The following is a 21,051-nucleotide window of genomic DNA, read 5'->3' on the forward strand; positions in this document are numbered from 1 at the left end:
TTCTTTCTGTTCAATAATATTAAAATTTATTTGAATTTTATTTAATAATATATTATCATTTATTTGAATTTTGTTTTTAAATTTGTTAATAAGAGGGGCTGTCTATGGAAAGAAAGGATGTACCCGAGTGGATCTTAGCTTTAGAAGAAGAAGATGTAGAATTTATTAAAAACTTTATGCTGAAATCTGGATCTTTAAAAGAAATTGCAAAGAGTTATCAAGTATCTTATCCAACAGTCAGGGTTAGATTGGATCGATTAATTCAAAAAATTCAACTAATTGACGAGTTAGAAAATGAGACTTTTGTTAACTTTATAAAACAGTTAGCTATCGATGATCAGATTAGTCTGGAAAATGCAAAGCTAATCATTGAGAAATACAAAAAAGAGCGGGGTGTTCATAAATGAATCCTATTTATATACTACTCATTGGCTTTACAATACTAGGGATTCAATATTTTTTATCGACCAGAAATCATACCTTTTGGGGAGCTATACTGCCTACAGCTTATATCGTTTTTCTCGTGGCATTATCCATTTATGAAGGAAAATCTTTCGCATCATTCTTTCTTCCTCTTATCGGCGGATTGGCTTTATTGTTGGGAGAATGGATTAAAGGCAGAGAAGCTTTGAAAAAAAAGCGGGAAAGAGAAATGAGAATAATGAAAGCCATGGATATTAAATAACAGGATCAGCCTCAAAAGGACAGAACAAGCTGTTTCAAAAAAACCTTGGAGAATGACTCTCCAAGGTTTTTTCATTATTCCACGACAGGCGTCAAAGAATCGCCGTCCCATATCTCTCCTTTATTCAGCGTCCATGGATGAAGATAGAGGGTGTCCGCTCCCTTATTCACAGCCGGGCTCCACTCATCGTTCCACGCCAGGAAGTACGTCGTTTTCGGGTATTTTTCTTTGATGGCATGGATAAACCGCGCGTAATCCAGCCCGCCGTTTGTCGTCTGCGGTCCGACTTCTGTAAAGGCAAACGGCTTGTTCAGCGATGTGAGCTCTTCGTAGCCATCAATGGCGTACGGGTCATCAAAATAAGCGTCAAGCCCGACAATGTCCACATATGATGCGCCCGGATAAAAGTCCGTTTTAAAGTCACTGTTGGCGTCCAGCGCATACACCCACAAGAGATGATCCAGGCCTCTTGTTTTTGTCATATAGTCATAGATTTTCACATAGAGCTGTTTGTACAAGGAGATTCTTTCGCTGTCTTTTTGATTATATTGCGTCAGCCCCCACCAGAACCATTCGCCGTTCATTTCGTGAAGGGGTCTGAATAGAACGGGCACGCCTTCATTTTCAAGCTCCTGGAGGCCGTCCGCGATTTTGCTCAGCATCGCCTCAAGCCGCTTTCCTTCAGGAGTGGAAGAATCTAAAATTCTCTCATACTGGCTGTTTGAAATCTGAGTTTTATAATGACCCGAAGTAAACGCGGGGTTTGCGAGGTGCATGCTGATTTGCGGAATGCCTCCGCTTTTCCAGTATGCGATCAAATCACGGTAGCAGCTGTAGTCAATCGTATCGGCGATCTTTTCCGGCTCCAGCCATCCTCTTGCATAATCGCAGCCGTATATGGCCGGCAGCTGTCCTGTTGCCTGTTTGATCCGGTCGGCTTCAGCCGTTGAAAATGTGTCGAGGCTGTATCCTCCGAACGCCCCGGACATCACCCGGCTTTCCGTCCGATTGGGCAGGTGGGCGAGCCAGTTCATCACCGCTTTCGTCGTCGGCTGGGCATTCGGGTTCACCGGAGAAACGGTGTGTGCATAGCTCGGCTGCGAAACGGCAAAAGCAAGGAGCAGCGCGAAGATTGAACAAACGATGTTTTTTTTCACTAAGGTAAAACCCCCTGAAACATATAGATTGTCTTAAGCGATCTTATTATACATGCTGCTTCCAAAAAATACATGGTCAGATCGTCTTATTGTAAGGGAATAAAAAAACAGCCATAAGGCTGCTTTATGAATGAAGGAAACGGGTGATCATTCCATATAGATGCTGAACATTGTCCTGATGCTGCAAGTTTGTCAGCATGCCTTGGAGCACGGGTGCGCGGGGCGAATCCTTTCTCAGCTCTTCCTCGATCACATCCAGTGTAATGAGAATGTCTTCCGAAAGCTCCGGCTGACGTTTGGCATCTTCAAGCTCCCGCAAAATCGTATGTTTATCGGCCGTATTGCCGGCGTTCCGGTAATAGCTGTACGTCCGGCCGGCCAAGATCGGCTGCTCCCCGTTTTGAACCATGCCATCAATCATGTCATCGATTCTTCTCATAATAAAATCCGCAAGTTCGTAAAAATCGATATCCAGTTCATTAAAGATAAACAAATTTTGATAAGACTGCACGATGCCTTGAACGATCACGGACAAGTCTGACAGATAAGGCTTCACAATGTCACCGTAGGCGGCTGACAGCGCGTTTTGATACGTCTCGTGGAATTTTTGGCTGACATTTTTAAAATATTCTTCGATCTTGCTGTTTTCCGGTATGCTGTGTTCGCTGATCATCACGAGAATAAAATCGCGGTGCTCCTTGCTCTCGCTGAATTGATAAGCAATCTGCTCCTTGAACGTTTCCTTAGGAGGGAAATTCTTCTGCTGAATGATCTTCATATTTTCCATCATTCGATCGATATAATACTTAATGATTGCGAGCAAAAGAGCTTCTTTCGACTTGAAATGCAGGTAGAAAGCGCCTTTTGAGATGTTGCATTCATTGGCGATGTCTTGAATCGTTGTGGAAGCAAAACCGTTTTTCGCGAACAGGTGCAGGCCTGCTTTAATGATTTTTTCTTCTTTTTCTGTCATGAATGTACCCCTTTAACACTTCTTTAAAATTGAATAAATTTTAACATATATAAGTTGACGCTGTTTACTTTTGAAGTTTATTATTGTATAGAATGACCAGTCAGTCAATCTGTATTCTGAAAATGATACACAATGGAGGTCGTAATGAATTCTATCATTAATTTTGTACTAAAGAACAAGTTCGCTGTGTGGCTGATGACGATTATTGTTACGGTTGCCGGCATTTATGCGGGTTTAAATATGAAGCAGGAATCGATTCCTGATGTGAACATGCCTTATTTGACCATCAGCACGACATATCCCGGAGCCACTCCGAGCCAGGTAGCTGATGAAGTCACAAAGCCGGTTGAACAAGCCGTGCAAAATCTGGACGGCGTCAGCGTTGTGACGTCCACATCGTATGAAAACGCATCATCGGTGATGATTGAATACGATTATGAAAAGGATATGGACAAAGCGAAGACGGAAGCCGCTGAAGCATTGGCGAATCTCGATCTGCCGGACAATGCGAAAGAGCCGAGCATTTCGCGCTACAGCATGAATTCCTTCCCGATTCTCGCGCTCAGCGTGTCCAGTGATAAAGACGATCTTCAAAGCTTGACGAAAAAAGTGGAAGACAGCCTCCTGACGAAGCTTGAAGGCCTTGAAGGCGTAGCTTCCGTTCAGCTTTCCGGTCAGCAGGTTGAAGAAGTCGAATTTTCATTTAAAAAAGACAAATTGAAGCAATACGGGCTTGACGAGGATACAGTCAAGCAAGTGATTCAAGGATCTGATGTGACGACTCCGCTTGGGTTGTACACATTCGGCAAAGAAGAAAAATCGGTCGTCGTCAGCGGCGATATCGACACAATTAAAGACTTGAAAAATATGAGAATTCCAGCGGCGTCTGCCGGAGGCGCAAGCGCGCAAGCCGGAGCGCAAAGTGCGCAGGCGGCCCAGGGGGCGCAGGCTCAAGCCGGGGCACAGAGCGCCGGACAAGCTCAGCAAAGCGCGGGAGTCCCGACGGTTAAGCTGTCTGACATCGCAACGATTAAAGATGTCAAAAAAGCCGAATCCATTTCACGAACCAATGGCAAAGACAGCATCGGCATCAGCGTCATTAAAGCAAACGACGCCAATACCGTCGAGGTAGCCGACAACGTAAAAGCTGAACTCGAACAATTCAAAAAAGACCACAAAGGCTTCAAATACAGCTCGACATACGATCAGGCCGAACCGATCACCGAGTCGGTCGAGACGATGCTGAGCAAAGCGATTTTCGGAGCGATCTTTGCGGTTGTGATCATTCTCTTATTCCTAAGGGATATTAAATCAACATTAATCTCGGTCATTTCGATTCCATTGTCATTGTTAATCGCACTGCTCGTCCTGAACCAGCTTGATATCACGCTGAATATCATGACGCTCGGCGCCATGACAGTCGCCATCGGACGGGTTGTCGACGACTCGATCGTCGTCATCGAAAACATTTACCGCCGCATGAGGCTGAAAGATGAGCCGCTGCGCGGAAAAGCGCTCGTGCGCGAAGCGACGAAGGAAATGTTCATGCCGATCATGTCATCAACGATCGTGACAATCGCGGTATTCCTGCCGCTCGCACTTGTCGGCGGTCAAATCGGCGAATTGTTCATGCCGTTTGCTTTAACGATTGTATTCGCGCTCGCTGCATCCCTCTTGATCGCGATCACGCTCGTGCCGATGCTTGCGCACACCCTCTTCAAAAAATCATTGACAGGCGCGCCGGTAAAGGCGAAAGAACACAAGCCTGGGGTACTGGCCAACTTCTACAAAAAAGTGTTGAATTGGTCGCTCAGCCATAAATGGATCACATCGATCATCGCGGTTCTGATGCTGGTCGGAAGCTTGTTCCTCGTGCCGCTGATCGGAGCGAGCTACTTGCCTGCCACAAAAGAAAAAATGGTGCAGATCACGTACACCCCTGAACCGGGAGAAACGAAAAAAGAAGCGGAAAAGGAAGCGCAAAAAGCTGAAGAAATCCTATTGGACCGCAAACACGTCGATACGGTTCAGTATACGTTAGGAGCGGGAAATCCGCTGATGGGCGGAAGTTCAAACGGCGCGTTGTTCTATATCAAATATGAGGAAGACACGCCTGATTTTGATCAAGAAAAGGACAGCGTCTTAAAAGACATTCAGAAGCAATCCAAACGCGGAGAATGGAAAACTCAGGATTTCAGCTCCTCAGGCAACAACAATGAGTTAACGTATTATGTGTACGGGGATTCTGAAAAAGAGATTAAAGGCACTGTAAAAGAGATCGAAAAGATAATGAAAGACCAAAAAGACCTGAAAAACGTAAGCTCAGGCCTGTCCAGCACATATGACGAATATACATTTGTCGCTGACCAGGAGAAATTAAGCAAACTCGGGTTAACGGCATCACAGATTTCTCAGGCGCTCATGAAAGAAACATCGCAGGCGCCGCTTACAACCGTGAAAAAAGACGGGAAAGATCTTGATGTTACGATTAAAACAGAAGAAGAAACATATAAAAGCGTCAAAGATTTAGAAGACAAAAAAATCACAACTCCGACCGGCCAGGAAGTGAAAATCGGCGATGTCGCGAAAGTGAAGGAAGGCACGACATCCGACACAATTTCGAAACGGGACGGCAAAATCTATGCCGATGTCACGGCGGAAGTCACATCAGACAACGTCACGGCCGTATCAGTCGACGTACAGAAAAACATCGACAAGATCGACCTGCCTGACAACGTCACAATCGATACCGGCGGCGTATCCGCTGATATCGAAGATTCCTTTACAAAACTCGGACTCGCAATGCTTGCGGCGGTTGCGATCGTCTACCTCGTGCTTGTGATTACATTCGGCGGAGCACTCGCGCCATTTGCGATCCTGTTCTCGCTGCCGTTTACCGTCATCGGCGCCTTGGTGGGACTTTACGTATCAGGAGAAACAATCAGCTTGAACGCAATGATCGGAATGCTGATGCTGATCGGTATCGTCGTCACAAACGCGATTGTCCTAATCGACCGCGTCATCCATAAGGAAGCGGAAGGGCTCTCAACGAGAGAAGCACTCCTGGAAGCCGGCTCTACAAGGCTCCGTCCGATCCTGATGACGGCCATCGCCACAATCGGCGCCCTGATTCCATTGGCGCTCGGATTTGAAGGCGGCAGCCAGGTCATTTCAAAAGGGCTCGGCGTCACCGTTATCGGCGGTCTGATCAGTTCAACGCTCCTCACCCTGCTGATCGTACCGATCGTATACGAAGTACTGGCGAAATTCCGCCGGAAAAAACCGGGTATGGAAGAAGAGTAAGATGGTATAACATCAACCCCTTGGAATGGACACAGGAAATGGTCCATTCTAAGGGGTTTTTTCTTTGAAGAGACGATCGTCGGTGTTTAACAAAATATCCTGTGTTATGCTTTGTTAGAAAAGGCAACTTGATGAGGAGGCATTGAATGGAATCGAAAGGAAACAGCGAACCAAGCCCCAAAATCGTAAAGCGGCTCACCTGGATCATACCGATCGTGTTGATAGGAGTCATTTTTCTCTTAAAAAATATGAGAAATCCTGTGACTGATGTTTTATTTTATATTGTATGTGCAGGTGTCATCATCTTAGTGATTTTCCGCATCATAAAAGAGACAAAAAGCAGATGAAGCAAGTTTTGAACTTGTCGATAAAGGTTGAAGTGATCTTCATCGACAAGCTTTTTTAATGCTGCGTTCTCCAGCCGGCGAAGAAGCGGCTAATCATGCGGATTGATCACAGCCAGCAGCTGATGATCTTCCCATTTTCCGTTGATCTTGACGTTTTTCCGGGCGATGCCTTCTTTGTGAAAACCCGCCTTCTCCAGCACCCGGATCGAGGCAATATTACGGGGCATGACGCCGGCTTCGATGCGATGGAGCTTGAGATCGTGAAAGGCGAACTCGACCATCAGCTTGACGGCTTCGGTCGTGTAGCCTTTGCCGTTGTGCTTCTGATCCAAAAAATAGCCGATGAAGGCGCTTTGCAAGGAACCGCGCAGCACTTGGAAAAGGTTGATCGTTCCGATCAGCGCATCGTTTGCCGGATCAAAGATGCCGAAATAATAATCTTCATCGTTCTCCATATTTTCATATAATCTTTGAAGCCTCTTCTTTTGTCCTTCGATTGTATAAAACTCCTCGTTCCGCTCCATTGAAAACTGTTCAAAGAACGGGCGGTTTGCGTTCTGCAATTCGAGGCATGCCTCGGCGTCTTCAGCCGTGAGCGGCCTGATGTAAATGTTTGTCCCTTTTTTAATCATGGAAAGTCTCCTTTTATAAAGATGGAATGCGGTCGGCTCTTTTCATCAACTCTTCAAAATACGCAAAAAATTGATCCCTGTCGACTTGATCAACGACTTTGACCATTCTGCCGTCAGGATGCTCTTCTGTCGTTCCTTGGCGCGGGCTTTGTGTATGGACAACCGCCTTGATGCTGCGCGAGCGTGTCATATCGACTGTGCCGAGCGTCAGCGTCGTCAGCACATCCCAAAGGTAGTATGTCGAATTCGTTTCGTTATGGACAAGCGGCGGACACATCGCATAGCATTGGCCGATAAAGTCGATCCCGATATGCTTTCTGAGGCTCGCCCAATGTGAGCGGATTTCGTTTGTCAAAGGCACCTGGTTCGTGCTTTCAAGCGCGACCATTTCGATCTGAATGTCGCTCTCGAATACCGTCTTCACGCTGTAAGGATCCCAAAAAGCGTTCCATTCCGCCGTCCCGTCGTGCTCAGGCTCTTCTACATTTCCTTTCTCAAGGAAGGTGCCGCCCATCCAGACAAGTTTTGCAATGTGCTTTATGATCGCCGGCTCTTCCTCAAGCGCCCTCGCCAAGTCTGTCAGCGGGCCGGTGAACAGCAGTGTCACCGGTTCCGGGCTCTGCCTCACGCATTCAATTAGATGAAGGTGAGCGGGCGGGTCTGACACCGGAGTCCGGACTTCGCCTTTTTCATTTAAAATCGGCAGAGCGTCGACATAAAAGGCGTGCATGCGCCACTCCTTCGGGAACGGGTGCACCCCTCTCGAATCGGATGCCGCAGTCTCGACCTGGTACGAACCGAAGCGGTCAATGATTTTTCGACTGGCACTGAGAGCAGGCTCCAAATAGCAATCCGCCGGTATGACGGATGTTCCGATCAATTTGACATTTTCCATCTGCAATAGCAGAAATAAAGAGACGAGATCATCGACGCCTCCGTCATGGTTAAAATAAACGGGCTTTTTCACAGCAACATCTCCTTTTTTCTTAATATTAATTATTTTACATCAATTAGATCCTAAAGTCTTTTTTACCATTAATTAGGATATTTTATCTAAAATTAAACAAATGATGATACCCATTTTGTTGCGATTTTTTCAACAGCTAGTATAATTAAAGGTTGTTGGTAAAGAAATGATACGGATACTCTAATAGGATGATGAAAACATGAAACGTGCACGAATCATATACAATCCGACTTCCGGACGAGAAATCTTCAAAAAAAACCTTGCCCAAGTTCTGCAGAAGTTCGAGCAGGCAGGCTATGAAACGTCATGCCATGCGACAACAGGGGAAGGGGATGCCGTACAGGCCGCCAGACACGCCGCTGAGCGGGAATTTGACTTAATTGTTGCGGCCGGAGGAGACGGCACATTAAATGAAGTCATCAACGGACTGGCGCCGTTGGAACACCGCCCCAAGCTCGGAGTCATTCCGGTCGGAACGACGAATGACTTTGCGAGAGCGCTCGGCATTCCGCGCGAGGATATTTTAAAGGCGGTTGACACAATACTAGAGGGAGAAGCCCGTCCGATTGACATCGGCCGCGTCAACGGCCAATATTTCATCAATATCGCCGGCGGCGGACGCCTTACAGAACTGACATATGACGTACCAAGCAAATTGAAGACGATGCTCGGCCATCTTGCCTATTATTTGAAAGGAATGGAAATGCTCCTTCCTTCACTGCGGCCGACCGAGGTCGAAATCGAATACGACGGCAAGCTGTTTGAAGGAGAAGTGATGCTGTTTCTCGTCATGCTGACGAACTCCGTCGGCGGCTTTGAGAAGCTCGCCCCCGACTCAAGCTTGAATGACGGCATGTTTGACCTCGTCATTTTAAAGCGGGCAAACCTCGCCGAATTCATCAGACTTGTCGGACTTGCCCTCCGCGGCGAACATATCAATGACGAGCATATCATCTATACGAAAGCGAACCGCGTCAAAGTGACGGTCAAAGATAAAATGCTCCTAAACCTTGACGGCGAATACGGCGGCGAACTGCCGGGCGAATTCGAAAACCTCTACCGCCATATCGACGTCGTCATGTCAAAAGAAAAAGCGAGAAAATTGGATGATTGAACTTGGTCTAAAGAGCTGGCCAAGTTTTTCTTATAGCAGGTGAAAAAGATGAAACAAAAAGCCCCCGTTCAAAAAAATGAATATTACAATGTCGTATTTGAAGATTTAACACACGAAGGAGCCGGCGTCGCCAAAGTCGACGGCTTCCCGATTTTCGTGCCGAACGCGCTGCCTGACGAAAAGGCGCAGATTAAAGTGACCCGGGTCAAAAAAGGCTTCGCCTTCGGCCGCCTCATCGACTTGAAAGAAGAAAGCCGCTTTCGCACGGACGCGCCGTGCCCGATCTACAAGCAGTGCGGCGGCTGCCAGCTGCAGCACATCAATTACGAAGGCCAGCTTCTCTACAAGCAGAAGCAAGTCAAAGACGTGCTCGAGCGAATCGGCAAGCTCGATTTAAGCCGGATCACCGTCCACCCGACCCTCGGCATGGAAGACCCGTGGAACTACCGAAACAAAGCGCAGGTCCCTGTCGGCGAAAGAGAAGGCGGTCTGATCGCAGGCTTCTACCAGCAGCGCAGCCATGAGATCATCGACATGAACGAATGCCTGATCCAGCAATCGGAAAACGACCGCGTCGTTCAAGCGATTAAAGAGATCTGCGGCAAATACGGCATCAAAGCGTACAACGAAGAACGCCACAAAGGCTGGCTCAGACACATCATGGTCAGATACGGCGCCGTCACAGGCGAAATGATGGTCGTCTTCATCACAAGGACAAACGACTTCCCGCACAAAGCGAAAATCGTCGAAGAGATCACCGCGGCATTCCCGCACGTCAAATCGATCGTCCAAAACATCAACCCGAAAAAAACAAACGTCATCTTCGGCGACGAAACAACGGTCATCTGGGGAGAAGAATACATTTACGACACAATCGGCGGCATCAAATTCGCCATCTCCGCCAGATCGTTCTACCAAGTCAACCCTGAGCAAACGAAAGTGCTCTACGACAAAGCGCTTGAATACGCCGAATTGAACGGCGAAGAGACCGTCATCGACGCCTACTGCGGCATCGGCACGATTTCGCTGTTTTTAGCGAAGCAGGCGAAGAAAGTGTACGGCGTTGAGATTGTGCCGGAAGCGATTGAGGATGCGAAGCGGAATGCTGAGTTGAATGGCATTGAGAACGCTGAGTTTGAAGTTGGCGAAGCTGAGGTCGTGATTCCGAAGTGGTATGAGGAAGGCATTGCGGCTGACACGCTAGTGGTTGACCCGCCGCGCAAAGGCTGCGATGAGGCTTTGCTGCGGACGATTATTGAGATGAAGCCGAAGCGGGTTGTGTATGTGTCTTGCAACCCGGGAACCCTGGCGCGCGATTTGCGGGTGCTGGAGGATGGCGGGTATGTGACGCGTGAGGTACAGCCTGTTGATATGTTTCCGCATACGGCGCATGTGGAGTGTGTGGCTGTACTCGTCAAAAAAGATAAATAAAAATCTAAAAACATAAGCCTCTCCAACCCAGGAGAGGCTTATAATGTTATATGAAGGTTCCATTTCTTGCATAAAGTCCTACTGAATAAAAGAGGTGTATCAAAATAGAACAGAAAATCTCGAATCAACTAACGATTAGTGAACAAATGAAGCGCGTTTTATCAACATATCAACAAGCAAAAAATGAGGAGTTTAAGGGGCACCCTTTGTTAGATCTTATTTGTCGTGAAATAAAGGATACTCTTTTTAAAGTTGTTGACTTAGATCCTAATATATATCATGTAGCAGGTTCGGTTGGAAAAGGCCGTTGGGCTGAGATTCCTTGGATTTCAATTTTTCTAAAGAACTTAACGACTTCGGCGACAAGAGGCTACTATATTGTTTACTTATTTAGTGCAGATGGAAGCGGTGTTTATGTAAGTTTGAATCAAGGATGGACATACTTTAAAGAAAAGTATGGTACAAAGATAGGTAGGGCGAAAATCCAAAAAACAGCTTCTATTATTAGAGAAAAACTAAATACCATCCCTCAAAATATGAACCTTTCAAATATCGATTTAAAGGGTAAAGGTGATCTTGCGAGGGGCTATGAGTTAGGACATGTATGTGGTTGTTTTTATGGTGTAAGCAATTTTCCGAGTTCAGAAGACATTATAAACGATTTACAAGCTCTATTAGTTACATACAAAGAAGTAGAAGGTCTTATCGGAAATCGATCGATAGAACAGTTTAATGATTTTATTCTGTTGCAGGAAGATGGCCAATTTTTAGAAGACCGGGTTAACGAAGAGGAGTATCAGATAGCGGCTCAAACCTTCATCATATCCGAGAATTCGAATGTCGGATATGAAATCAATCAAAAGAGAGAACGTCCGCAACCTATCATTAATCAAGGTGGTCAAAGGCAATGGACAAGAAATGCAAGTCTTGCCTCAAAAGCTATGGTGCTTTCGAACTACAATTGTGAAATTGATCATTCACACAAAACTTTTATCTCTAAATCTACCAACAAGCCTTATGTTGAATGTCATCATCTTGTCCCTATCGCTAAGCAAGTGAAGTTCAAATATGACTTAGATCAACTAGCAAACTTGGTAAGCCTATGTCCACACTGTCATCGTCTTATTCATTATGGTCAAGATGAGGAGAAGGAAAAACTGTTGAAAAAACTGTATGATCAGCGTAAGGATCACTTAAAAAAGGTAGGAATTGAAATTACTTTTTCAGAACTTAAACGAATATATGAAATATCGAATAATTAGATTCAAATTAAAAGCTTTGGTCAAGTGCTACCAAGGCTTTTTGCTTTTTAACATAATTGACAAAAGGATATTACAAAAATTTGCACATGTGATGAGATCATTTTAATAATAGATAACATCTTAAAGGGAAAGAGGGATTCGACATGAGCAAGGTCGGTTCAGAAGTGGTTACGAGGTTGTTGAACGAATTCCATTTGGCAACTAAAAAGCATAAATATTGAACAGGAGAAGTCAATGTTTTTCGAGGTGGAAGAGAATTAGAATGTGCTCGTTACTTCTCGCTGCTTGTGGAGCTGTGTCGGATGATGCTTTGCTGCGGACAATTATTGAGATAAATTCGAAGCGTGTAGTTTATGTTTTTAACCATGGAATCTTGGCGCGCAATTTGAGGATGCATGAAGATGTTTATCATCGCTATTATGAAACAACTATAGGCCATTTGACCAGGAAATTCGCTTCTTTCCGAAAAAAATAAAATAAATGTTGACGCTTTCATAAAACCGATATATACTTTAATCAAATCCAATATTGATAAATTAGACATGTGACTGGTCATGCAGGCAGGATCTAAAACCGATAAATTTTTTAATTTGTCGGTTTGGGTCCTTTTTTTATTGCCTAAATATAGGTCTCATGTTTCAGAAAAGGGGGAGAAACAGTGAATTACACACAAACAGCAAGAGACGTATTGCAGCATGTCGGCGATAAAGAGAATATTGCCCATTTGGAGCATTGTTCGACACGACTCCGTTTTACATTGATTGATCAAAACAAGGCGGATGTACCTGCGCTTGAGAAAACACCAGGTGTCATCGCTGTCCGTATGTCGGGCCAATGCCAGGTCGTGATTGGAAACGATGTCATCGAAGTCTATGAGGAATTGACCGGCCTTCTCGGCGGAGCACTTTCTGGACAAAATGGGTCTTCCCATCAGCCGAAGGAAAAGCGAAAAGTAGGGACTGTACTATTAGACTTCATTGTCGGTGTTTTTCAACCGCTTGTTCCAGCCATTGCGGGTGGAGGGATTTTAAAATCGTTTCTCCTCCTCTTCTCGTTATTCGGATTAATTGATGCCAAAGGGCAAACGTATCAGATTTTAAATATGGTTGGCGATGCGCCGCTTTACTTCCTGCCATTGCTAGTCGCCGTGACGACAGCCAATAAACTGAAAGTGAATCCGCTTGTTGCATTATCGGCAGTCGGCGCTCTTATTCTGCCAAACATGACGGCGATGCTGACAGAAGGCGCTCAATTATTTTCATTCGATGTGAAAAATATTGCGTATGCCTATCAGGTGTTTCCGGCGATTTTATCTGTCCTGTTGTATGCACAGGTGGAAAAATGGTTTACTCGTATTTCGCCAAAACCCATTCGTATCTTCTTCGTACCGATGATGTCTTTGGTTATTACAGTTCCGATCACTCTCCTGCTGCTGGGACCAATCGGTTTTACAGCAGGGCAAGGCTTCACAGCGATCATCCTTGCTATGTTTGACAAAGTGGGCTGGGTTGCGGTTGCGTTCCTGGCAGCAGTCCTTCCATTTATGGTCGCATCAGGGATGCACAAAGCGATGGTGCCATACGCTGTAACGACAATGGGCAATCTCGGAAAAGAGGCACTTTACTTGCCTGCATCACTTGCACATAATATCGCTGAAAGTGGGGCGTGTTTCGCAGTTGCCCTTCGCACAAAAGATAAAGTGCTTCGTTCAACTGCCATTTCTGCAGGGATTTCAGCATTTTTTGGCATTACCGAACCGGCATTATACGGGGTGACACTGCAAAATAAACGTGTGCTTGGCAGTGTCATGATCGGTTCTTTCACCGGAGGCATCTTCGTTGGACTTGTCGGACTTCAAGCGTTTGTTCTTGTTGGACCTGGTCTTGCAAGTATGTCGATGTTCATATCTGACGAGCTTCCGCGCAACTTCATGTTCGCAGTGATTGGTTTTGCCATCTCATTTGTTGTTGCGTTTGTTGCTGCCTTTATTTTAGGAAAGGATCGAAAGACAGAAGAAACAGAAAAAGAAGCAGAGCCAGGTGTTTTCGCTGAAAAACTTGGCGCAGATGAGACGTTCAAAAGTCCAGTCATCGGTCAAATGATTTCACTGTCTGATGTAGAAGATGACATATTCTCTTCAAAGGTAATGGGAGAAGGAATTGCCATTATTCCTTCAAAGGGTGAACTATATGCACCGATAGATGGCGAGATTTCTCTTCTCTTTGAAACAAACCATGCACTCGGTATGAAAACAGCAAACGGAGTTGAGGTTCTTTTCCACATTGGAATCGACACCGTTCAGCTAGAGGGCAAGTTCTTTAAACCATTGGTAAAAGTGGGGGATCAAGTCAAAGCGGGTGATCTGCTCATTCAATTTGAACTGGAGAAAATTAAAGAAGCAGGTTATGATCCAGTTACACTAGCAGTTATTACGAATACGGATCAATATGATATAAAAGTCACGCAATTAAAAGAGGTCAATCGTCAAGATACGTTGATGGTTGTTACACAATTAGGAGGGTAATCATGATGACAAAAACAAAAGGATTTCCGAAAGACTTTTTATGGGGCGGGGCGATTGCCGCAAACCAAGCAGAAGGAGCCTGGAATGTTGATGGAAAAGGACCGTCTGTTGCTGATATTGCCATGTACCGTTCGAATTTGAGTGTGGAAGATTATGAAGGACACCTTGCTGTTTCTTCTGAAAACATTGATCGTGCAATGAAAGACCCGGACGTAAAAAAATATCCGAAGCGCAGAGGGATTGACTTTTATCATCACTATAAAGAAGATTTGGCTCTCTTTGCAGAAATGGGTTTTAAAACATTGCGTATATCGATTGCATGGAGCCGAATTTTCCCGACAGGAGAAGAAGCTGAGCCGAACGAGAAAGGCCTTCAGTTTTATGATCGTCTGTTTCAAGAAATGAAAAAACATAACATTGAACCGATCGTGACTCTGTCACATTATGAAATGCCATTAGCACTTAGTGTGAAATACAACGGATGGGTTGAAAGAAAAGTGATCGATCTCTTTGTGAAGTTCGCAAATGTGTGTTTTGAACGCTATAAAGATGTCGTAAAATACTGGCTTACCTTTAATGAAATTGACAGTATACATCGCCATTCTTTCATTACAGCGGGAATCATTCCTGATCGCTGTCCTGAAGGGAAAATAGAGGAAACGGTTTATCAAGCATTGCACCATCAATTTGTGGCATCCGCTCTTGTGACTGCAGATTGTCATCGCATCATTCCCGGCAGTCAGGTGGGATGTATGCTAACGAAACTCACGACATACCCGCACACTTGTCATCCGAGTGATGTTGAACGCGCACTGAAGCAAAACCTTGATAACTATTTCTATGCAGATGTTCAAGTGTTTGGCGAATATCCGCCATTGATCAAACGCATGCTGGAACGAAAAAATATCAATATTAAGATGGAAGCGGACGATCTTGCCATTATAAAAGAACATACGGTAGACTTTGTTTCGTTTAGCTACTATATGTCCCTGACAGAATCTGCACAGGAGGGTCTGGAAAAAACAGATGGCAATACGATTCGCGGTGTGAAAAATCCATATTTGCCGTCAACAGATTGGGGCTGGCAAATCGATCCGGTCGGCTTAAAGATTTCGCTCATTGAATTGTATGATCGCTATCAAAAACCTCTCATTATTGTGGAGAACGGTATGGGTGCGAAAGATGTTGTCGAAAGCGATGGATCGATCCATGATGACTATCGTATTAGCTATTTCAGAGAGCATTTCCGTCAGATGAAAGAAGCCATTGAAGAAGGTGTTGATCTCTTTGGATATACCAGCTGGGGACCCATTGACATTATTAGTGCGGGAACATCTCAAATGTCCAAACGATATGGATTTATCCATGTTGATCAAGATGACGATGGCAACGGGACATTGAAGCGCTCACGTAAAGATTCATTCTACTGGTATAAGAAAGTGATTGAGACAAACGGAGAAGTATTAGACTAAAAAACCGCATTCATGAAAAGGTGATGGCGATGTTTAAAATAAAAAAAGTTTTAAACTCGAGTGTGGTACTGGCTGTAGACCAGAACCGACAGGAGATGGTTTTATGCGGCAGGGGCATCGGTTACGGACGAAAACCTGGGAATATGATTGAAGAAAAACAGGCTGATCAAGTGTTTATGCCAGTAGACAATATGAAGGCAAAGGAATTTCTCCAACTGTTGGATTCAATTCCGCAAGAATTTATTGAATTGACCCAGCAAATTGTTCAGCATGCAGAAGAAAGATTAAAAACAAAGCTAAATTCCGGTGTATACTTCACATTAATGGATCACTTGAATTTTGCAGTAGAGCGCTATAAAAAGAACATCAATATTACGAATCGCGTCTACTGGGAAATTAAAAACTACTATACGGAAGAGTTTGAGGCAGGGAATTATGCGCTTCAGCTCATCAATGAAACATTTGGGATCCAATTGCCGAAAGAGGAAGCGGCAAATATTGCGTTCCACTTAATCAATGCATTAGGTGAAGAGACAGAGTCAAAAGATGGAATGAAAAATGCAAAAATGATCGGGAGCATTGTCAACCTTGTCCGTTACACATTAAACATGAAATTAGATCAAGAAAACATCCACTACAGCAGATTTATCACACACGTTAAATTTTTCGTTGAAAGATTTTACGCTGATAAATTGCTGGCAAATCAGGAGAATGAATTATTTGAGCAAATTGCTAATTTATATCCGCAAGCAATGGATGTAGCTTTCAAAATTAAGGATTATATCAAGCAGGTACACGGAAACGTCATTCCGAATGATGAACTGACATACTTGGCAGTCCATATTCATCGATTGATTTCTTATCAGCAATTAAAATAAATGAGAGCCACTTGCCTTTGTGGAAGGCGAGTGGTTTCTTGTTTTTGAAAAAGAAGGAGCGTTTTTTGTTTATAGGCAAGATGAGTTGTTGATCACTACCAACAGTTGAAATTGACAACAAAAGGCTTTTTCAATTGTTGACAAAAACAGATTACTAATTGACAAAAGGTCATTACAAAAATTTACACGTGTGATAAGATCATGTTAAAGATAGAGAACAATCTTAAAAAGAAAGAGGGGGTTCGGCATGAGCAAGGTCGCTTCAGAGGTGGTTGCGGGGGTGTTGAACGAATTCCATTTGGCCATTAAAAAGCACGATACTGAGCAGGCAAAGCATCTTTTTGATGAGGCGAAGTCGATGTTTTCCGAGATGGAAGAGGATCAGAATGTGCTGGCTTATTTTTCGCTTCTTGAGGAGCGGTACCGGATGATGCTTTATGATGCGAGGGGAGAGCGGCTGCCGCGGGAGTCTTACTTTAATGATTCGCAAATCGAGTGCATCGAGCAGACGGATCATATGATCGATTACTATTTCTACTTTTTTGAGGCGATGCATGAAGCGTACAACAAGAATGTTGAGCGGGCGATCAGTCTGTACAAGGTTGCCGAGAAAAAACTGGCGAAGGTGCCCGATCAGATTGAAGCGGCCGAGTTTTATTTTAAAGTGTCCTGGCTGTATATGTCTCTTCGGCAAAATGCGGTTTCTCTCAATTATGCGAGAGACGCGATGAATATTTACAAAATGCATGACGGGTACGAAAAAAAGCTGGCGATTTCCCAAGTTGTGATGGGGACAAATTACATGCAGATGCAGCGCTTTAAAGATGCGGAGAAGTACTTTGAAGAATCGATTGAAATTTCCAAAAAGATTGACGATTCATTTTTAGAAGCGATGCTTCATCACAATATCAGCATTCTGTATTCCAATTCCGGCCGGTCTCAGGAATGCATTCTCGCCGTCCAGCATGCTTTGAGCAACGCCGAATGGTGCAAGTCAAGCTACTATATCAACTCGCTTTACATGCTGACCAGAGAGTTTTTCAAAATCGGCGAAACAGAAGCGGCCCTGTTCTATCATAAAAAAGGACAGGAGGAATTAAAGAAAAACGGGAATAAGCATTATGAAAAGAAAATAAATATTATTTATGAGCTGTATTGCCATGAAAACGTAAAAAGCATCAAAGACGACATCCATTCCTTGGACGAGATGAATGATTTAGACGGTGTCTGCGATCTTTCTTTGCTCATCTCAAGCTATTTTGAGAAAAAAGGAGATGACAAGAAAGCGCTGGAATTTGTTAAAATATTCATGAAAGCCGAAAACAAAATGAGATCATTAGGGAGTGAGGTATTGTCATGAAAAAATTAATTCTTTGCTTGTCGTTAACTGCTATGGTCTTAGGCGGAGCTGCTTTATCCCAAAGCCACAATCAGGCGTCAGGCGGCGTTCAAACAGCGGAGCTGCCGGTTGGGGGTTAATGTTCGCTGAAGTCCTTTTACAGGGCTTCTTTTTTAAATCATGAAACGGGGTGTGGAATTACAATGAATCTGCCAGAGCATGAAATATAAAAACCTTCCAGATTCGCGAGAGGCCCTCCAATCGTTTAAAACATATTTAAACATTAAAAATTGGAGGGGAATATTATGAATGACAAAACATTTCTTTCATATTTAAAGCACGCAGACAAGCCTTTCAGCGGCTGGGATTTTTCTTTCATTGAAGACACAGGACGAATGAAAAGCGACCTGCTTTCATGGTCATACGGAAGCATGGCTCTGTCTCTTATACAAGATTCCAAATCCATGCTCGATATGGGGACAGGCGGCGGCGAGTTTTTATCGAAATTGGGGCCGTTTCCTCCGTCAGCATACGCTACTGAATGTTATATGCCAAATGTGCCAGTCGCAAAGGAACGATTGACGCCTTTAGGGGTTCAGGTCGTTCAAATTGATGATGATGAAGAGCTTCCATTTGAATCCGGCCAATTCGACCTGATCATCAATAAACACGAATCATATTCAGCACAAGAGGTGAGGAGAATCCTTTCAAAAGGAGGACGGTTTCTCACTCAGCAAGTCGGCGGGCTTGATTGCGAAGAAATAAATGAAAAACTTGGCGTGCCGCTAAATGAAGAATTTAAGGATTGGGACTTGGAAACAGCGTTAAAAGAGATGGAAAAGCATGATTTTAAGATTTTAAAAAGCAGAGAAGAGTGTCCGACTCAAAGGTTTTATGATATTGGGGCTCTGGTCTATTATTTGAAAGCCATTCCCTGGCAGGCGCCCGGTTTTGAAGTGAATCAATACAAGGATGAATTGTACGAGATTCATAAAATGATTGAAGAAAAGGGCTATTTTGACGTCACACAGTACCGGTTTATGATTTTAGCGGAAGCGATTTAGAGATTGATCAAAGATTGTGCCTAAGAAGGGTGTCTCATATTATATGGTGACATCCTTTTTTTTCTTAAAGCCGGTTATTTATCCATACATCAGGAGGAAAAGCGATGTCATCCCAAACTGTTACCAATTATTTTCTCGATAGTGCGGCTGCGACTATTATGCGATGATTGTTACGGTGCTTGCTTTTTACTCTATTCGTTCATTTGGCCGGAATCGTGTTTGTGATTGCCGGAATCTTTGTCACGGTTGTGAAGAAGGAGCAGAAGAAAGGCAGCGGAAAACTCGCGTCTTAGAAGGATTTCCAAAAAAATGTCGTAAATTCGATGCATCAATTTGATGAAATCGCCCGGCCCTGCGGTATAATAGATTTTGTGAATGAAAGATTCAATGTTGAAAGAGAGTGGTTACATCATGGGCCGTAAATGGAACAATATAAAAGAGAAGAAAGCGTCCAAGGATGCGAATACGAGCCGAATCTACGCGAAGTTCGGCCGCGAAATCTATGTGGCGGCAAAGCAGGGAGAGCCCGATCCCGAACTGAACCAGAACCTGAAATTCGTGCTTGAGCGCGCCAAAACATACAATGTCCCGAAAGCGATTATTGAGCGGGCGATCGAAAAAGCGAAGGGCGGCTCTGAGGAAAATTACGACGAGCTGCGCTATGAAGGCTTCGGTCCGAACGGAGCGATGGTGATCGTTGACGCGTTGACAAACAACGTCAACCGCACGGCTGCCGATGTGCGCTCCACATTTGGCAAAAACGGCGGAAACATGGGTGTGAGCGGATCTGTCGCTTACATGTTTGATCCGACGGCCGTCATCGGCTTTGAAGGCAAAACGGCTGATGAAACGCTCGAATTATTGATGGAAGCGGATATCGATGTCCGTGATATTTTAGAGGAAGACGATGCAGTGATCGTCTATGCCGAGCCCGATCAGTTCCACGCCGTACAGGAGGCGCTGCAAAACGCCGGCATCACTGAGTTCACGGTGGCCGAGCTGACGATGCTCGCGCAAAATGACGTCGCCCTTCCAGAGGACGCGCGCGCACAGTTTGAAAAGCTGATTGACGCGCTGGAAGATCTGGAAGACGTTCAGCAAGTTTACCATAATGTCGATTTAGGGGCGTAAAAAGAGGCCCTGAAAAAATCGGTAAAGAAAAGATAGATGAACAGGAGGACGACCTGTTTTGTCTATCTTTTTTTATTGTAAAGTTAACTTGACATTTTATTTTTTTGTTAAGTATACTTTACGTATAGTGAACTTTACATTCCCAATGGAGGAAAGATGAAAACGTTAATAAAGGAAAAGCGCACTTCGCTGAACATGACACAAGAAGAACTGGCTAAAAGGCTTAATGTGTCGAGGCAAACGGTGATTTCCCTTGAAAAGGGAAAATATAAACCTTCACTCGTTCTGGCGCATAAACTGGCTCAAATTTTTGAATGTCTGATTGAAGATTTATTTATTTTTGAGGGGGATGAAAATATTGACTGAAACGATGACAAACATACTGATCGCTTTAGCGGGCTTAGGAATAGGCGTGCTCGGGATCGCAATTGTTTACAAAGTAAACAGACGAATTGGAAAAAAAGAGAGGCTGTTCGATGAGCGCCAGCAGAAGATTAGCTATCAGGCTAAGGCGCTCTCCTGGAACATTACAATGGCGGCCATTTTAATTGCCTGGGCGTTGGTGATCATTTTCCAAGGAATATCCTTTTCATTTTTCCTAATAACAGGTTTATATATCCTGCAATATTTATCAATGCTGATCACAACCGTTTATCTTGCTCAGAAAAACTGAGCGGTGCTGTTCCCCTTGTATCCGGATTTTACCGATTTATCGGTAAAATCTTTTTTTATATCCAAAAGACCCATAAGATTGAATTTTCTTGAAAGATTG

General features: G+C 44.3%; 20 protein-coding genes. 16 read left to right on the top strand and 4 right to left on the bottom strand.

The features are described from left to right. Positions 1-104: 104 nt before the first annotated feature. A complete protein-coding gene (locus H7F26_RS10115) occupies positions 105-407 on the top strand; it encodes a DUF2089 family protein (RefSeq protein ID WP_003179601.1) in 303 nt (100 codons plus the stop codon). After that, the gene (locus H7F26_RS10120) at positions 404-685 is read left to right on the top strand and encodes a hypothetical protein (protein WP_003179603.1); all 282 of its coding nucleotides are present in this window, start codon (positions 404-406) and stop codon (positions 683-685) included. The genes H7F26_RS10115 and H7F26_RS10120 overlap by 4 nt, the downstream gene beginning before the upstream one ends. Before the next feature lie 74 nt (positions 686-759). Here H7F26_RS10120 and H7F26_RS10125 read toward each other — a convergent pair whose 3' ends face one another. Then, positions 760-1,842 (bottom strand): glycoside hydrolase family 26 protein, encoded by a 1,083-nt coding sequence (locus H7F26_RS10125; protein WP_017474254.1) that lies wholly within the window; start codon positions 1,840-1,842, stop codon positions 760-762. A gap of 124 nt (positions 1,843-1,966) precedes the next feature. Further along, positions 1,967-2,815, bottom strand: coding sequence for a TetR/AcrR family transcriptional regulator (locus H7F26_RS10130; RefSeq protein WP_011197622.1), 849 nt, complete (start codon positions 2,813-2,815; stop codon positions 1,967-1,969). Positions 2,816-2,959: 144 nt separating this feature from the next. On the opposite strand from H7F26_RS10130, the gene H7F26_RS10135 reads away from it, so the two are divergent. Further along, entirely contained in the window at positions 2,960-6,118 is a 3,159-nt protein-coding gene (locus tag H7F26_RS10135) for an efflux RND transporter permease subunit (RefSeq protein ID WP_009329129.1), read from the top strand. Positions 6,119-6,264: 146 nt separating this feature from the next. Continuing rightward, positions 6,265-6,465, top strand: a complete 201-nt coding sequence (locus H7F26_RS10140) for a hypothetical protein (RefSeq protein ID WP_009329128.1) — start codon at positions 6,265-6,267, stop codon at positions 6,463-6,465. Positions 6,466-6,554: 89 nt separating this feature from the next. On the opposite strand, the gene H7F26_RS10145 is transcribed toward H7F26_RS10140, so the two are convergent. Continuing rightward, on the bottom strand, positions 6,555-7,097 hold the full coding sequence (locus H7F26_RS10145) for a GNAT family N-acetyltransferase (protein ID WP_009329127.1): 543 nt from the start codon (positions 7,095-7,097) through the stop codon (positions 6,555-6,557). A 13-nt stretch (positions 7,098-7,110) separates the two neighbouring features. After that, entirely contained in the window at positions 7,111-8,064 is a 954-nt protein-coding gene (locus H7F26_RS10150; protein ID WP_009329126.1) for a nucleoside hydrolase, read from the bottom strand. A 199-nt stretch (positions 8,065-8,263) separates the two neighbouring features. Between H7F26_RS10150 and H7F26_RS10155 the strand changes: the two genes are divergently transcribed. The 12 genes from H7F26_RS10155 to H7F26_RS10210 all read left to right on the top strand — a co-directional run bounded on the left by H7F26_RS10155 (position 8,264) and on the right by H7F26_RS10210 (position 20,952). Further along, positions 8,264-9,178, top strand: a complete 915-nt coding sequence (locus H7F26_RS10155; protein WP_011197624.1) for a diacylglycerol kinase — start codon at positions 8,264-8,266, stop codon at positions 9,176-9,178. A 48-nt stretch (positions 9,179-9,226) separates the two neighbouring features. Next, positions 9,227-10,609 (top strand): 23S rRNA (uracil(1939)-C(5))-methyltransferase RlmD, encoded by a 1,383-nt coding sequence (gene rlmD, locus H7F26_RS10160; RefSeq protein ID WP_017474067.1) that lies wholly within the window; start codon positions 9,227-9,229, stop codon positions 10,607-10,609. A 146-nt stretch (positions 10,610-10,755) separates the two neighbouring features. Continuing rightward, positions 10,756-11,871, top strand: a complete 1,116-nt coding sequence (locus H7F26_RS10165) for an MrcB family domain-containing protein (protein WP_003179643.1) — start codon at positions 10,756-10,758, stop codon at positions 11,869-11,871. A gap of 658 nt (positions 11,872-12,529) precedes the next feature. Continuing rightward, positions 12,530-14,395 (top strand): beta-glucoside-specific PTS transporter subunit IIABC, encoded by a 1,866-nt coding sequence (locus H7F26_RS10170; RefSeq protein ID WP_016886279.1) that lies wholly within the window; start codon positions 12,530-12,532, stop codon positions 14,393-14,395. Between the two features lie 5 nt (positions 14,396-14,400). Continuing rightward, positions 14,401-15,867, top strand: a complete 1,467-nt coding sequence (locus H7F26_RS10175; RefSeq protein ID WP_026080778.1) for a glycoside hydrolase family 1 protein — start codon at positions 14,401-14,403, stop codon at positions 15,865-15,867. A gap of 29 nt (positions 15,868-15,896) precedes the next feature. After that, positions 15,897-16,745, top strand: a complete 849-nt coding sequence (locus H7F26_RS10180; RefSeq protein ID WP_003179649.1) for a PRD domain-containing protein — start codon at positions 15,897-15,899, stop codon at positions 16,743-16,745. A 247-nt stretch (positions 16,746-16,992) separates the two neighbouring features. Then, positions 16,993-18,105 (top strand): Rap family tetratricopeptide repeat protein, encoded by a 1,113-nt coding sequence (locus H7F26_RS10185; protein ID WP_003179651.1) that lies wholly within the window; start codon positions 16,993-16,995, stop codon positions 18,103-18,105. Then, complete coding sequence (locus H7F26_RS10190; protein WP_011197633.1) at positions 18,102-18,224, top strand: PhrK family phosphatase-inhibitory pheromone; 123 nt, start codon at positions 18,102-18,104, stop codon at positions 18,222-18,224. Before H7F26_RS10185 ends, H7F26_RS10190 begins: the two co-directional genes overlap by 4 nt. 165 nt (positions 18,225-18,389) lie before the next feature. Further along, positions 18,390-19,148 carry a class I SAM-dependent methyltransferase gene (locus H7F26_RS10195; RefSeq protein WP_061565909.1) on the top strand — a complete coding sequence of 253 codons (759 nt, stop codon included), beginning with the start codon at positions 18,390-18,392 and terminating at the stop codon, positions 19,146-19,148. Between the two features lie 411 nt (positions 19,149-19,559). Further along, on the top strand, positions 19,560-20,279 hold the full coding sequence (locus tag H7F26_RS10200) for a YebC/PmpR family DNA-binding transcriptional regulator (RefSeq protein WP_003179658.1): 720 nt from the start codon (positions 19,560-19,562) through the stop codon (positions 20,277-20,279). A 156-nt stretch (positions 20,280-20,435) separates the two neighbouring features. After that, positions 20,436-20,645, top strand: a complete 210-nt coding sequence (locus tag H7F26_RS10205; protein ID WP_003179660.1) for a helix-turn-helix transcriptional regulator — start codon at positions 20,436-20,438, stop codon at positions 20,643-20,645. Then, positions 20,629-20,952 (top strand): DUF2178 domain-containing protein, encoded by a 324-nt coding sequence (locus tag H7F26_RS10210; protein ID WP_223307071.1) that lies wholly within the window; start codon positions 20,629-20,631, stop codon positions 20,950-20,952. Before H7F26_RS10205 ends, H7F26_RS10210 begins: the two co-directional genes overlap by 17 nt. Positions 20,953-21,051: the final 99 nt, after the last annotated feature.

Origin of the sequence: Bacillus sp. PAMC28748 (assembly GCF_014250415.1) — a bacterium.
GTDB classification, from domain to species: Bacteria; Bacillota; Bacilli; order Bacillales; family Bacillaceae; genus Bacillus; species Bacillus licheniformis.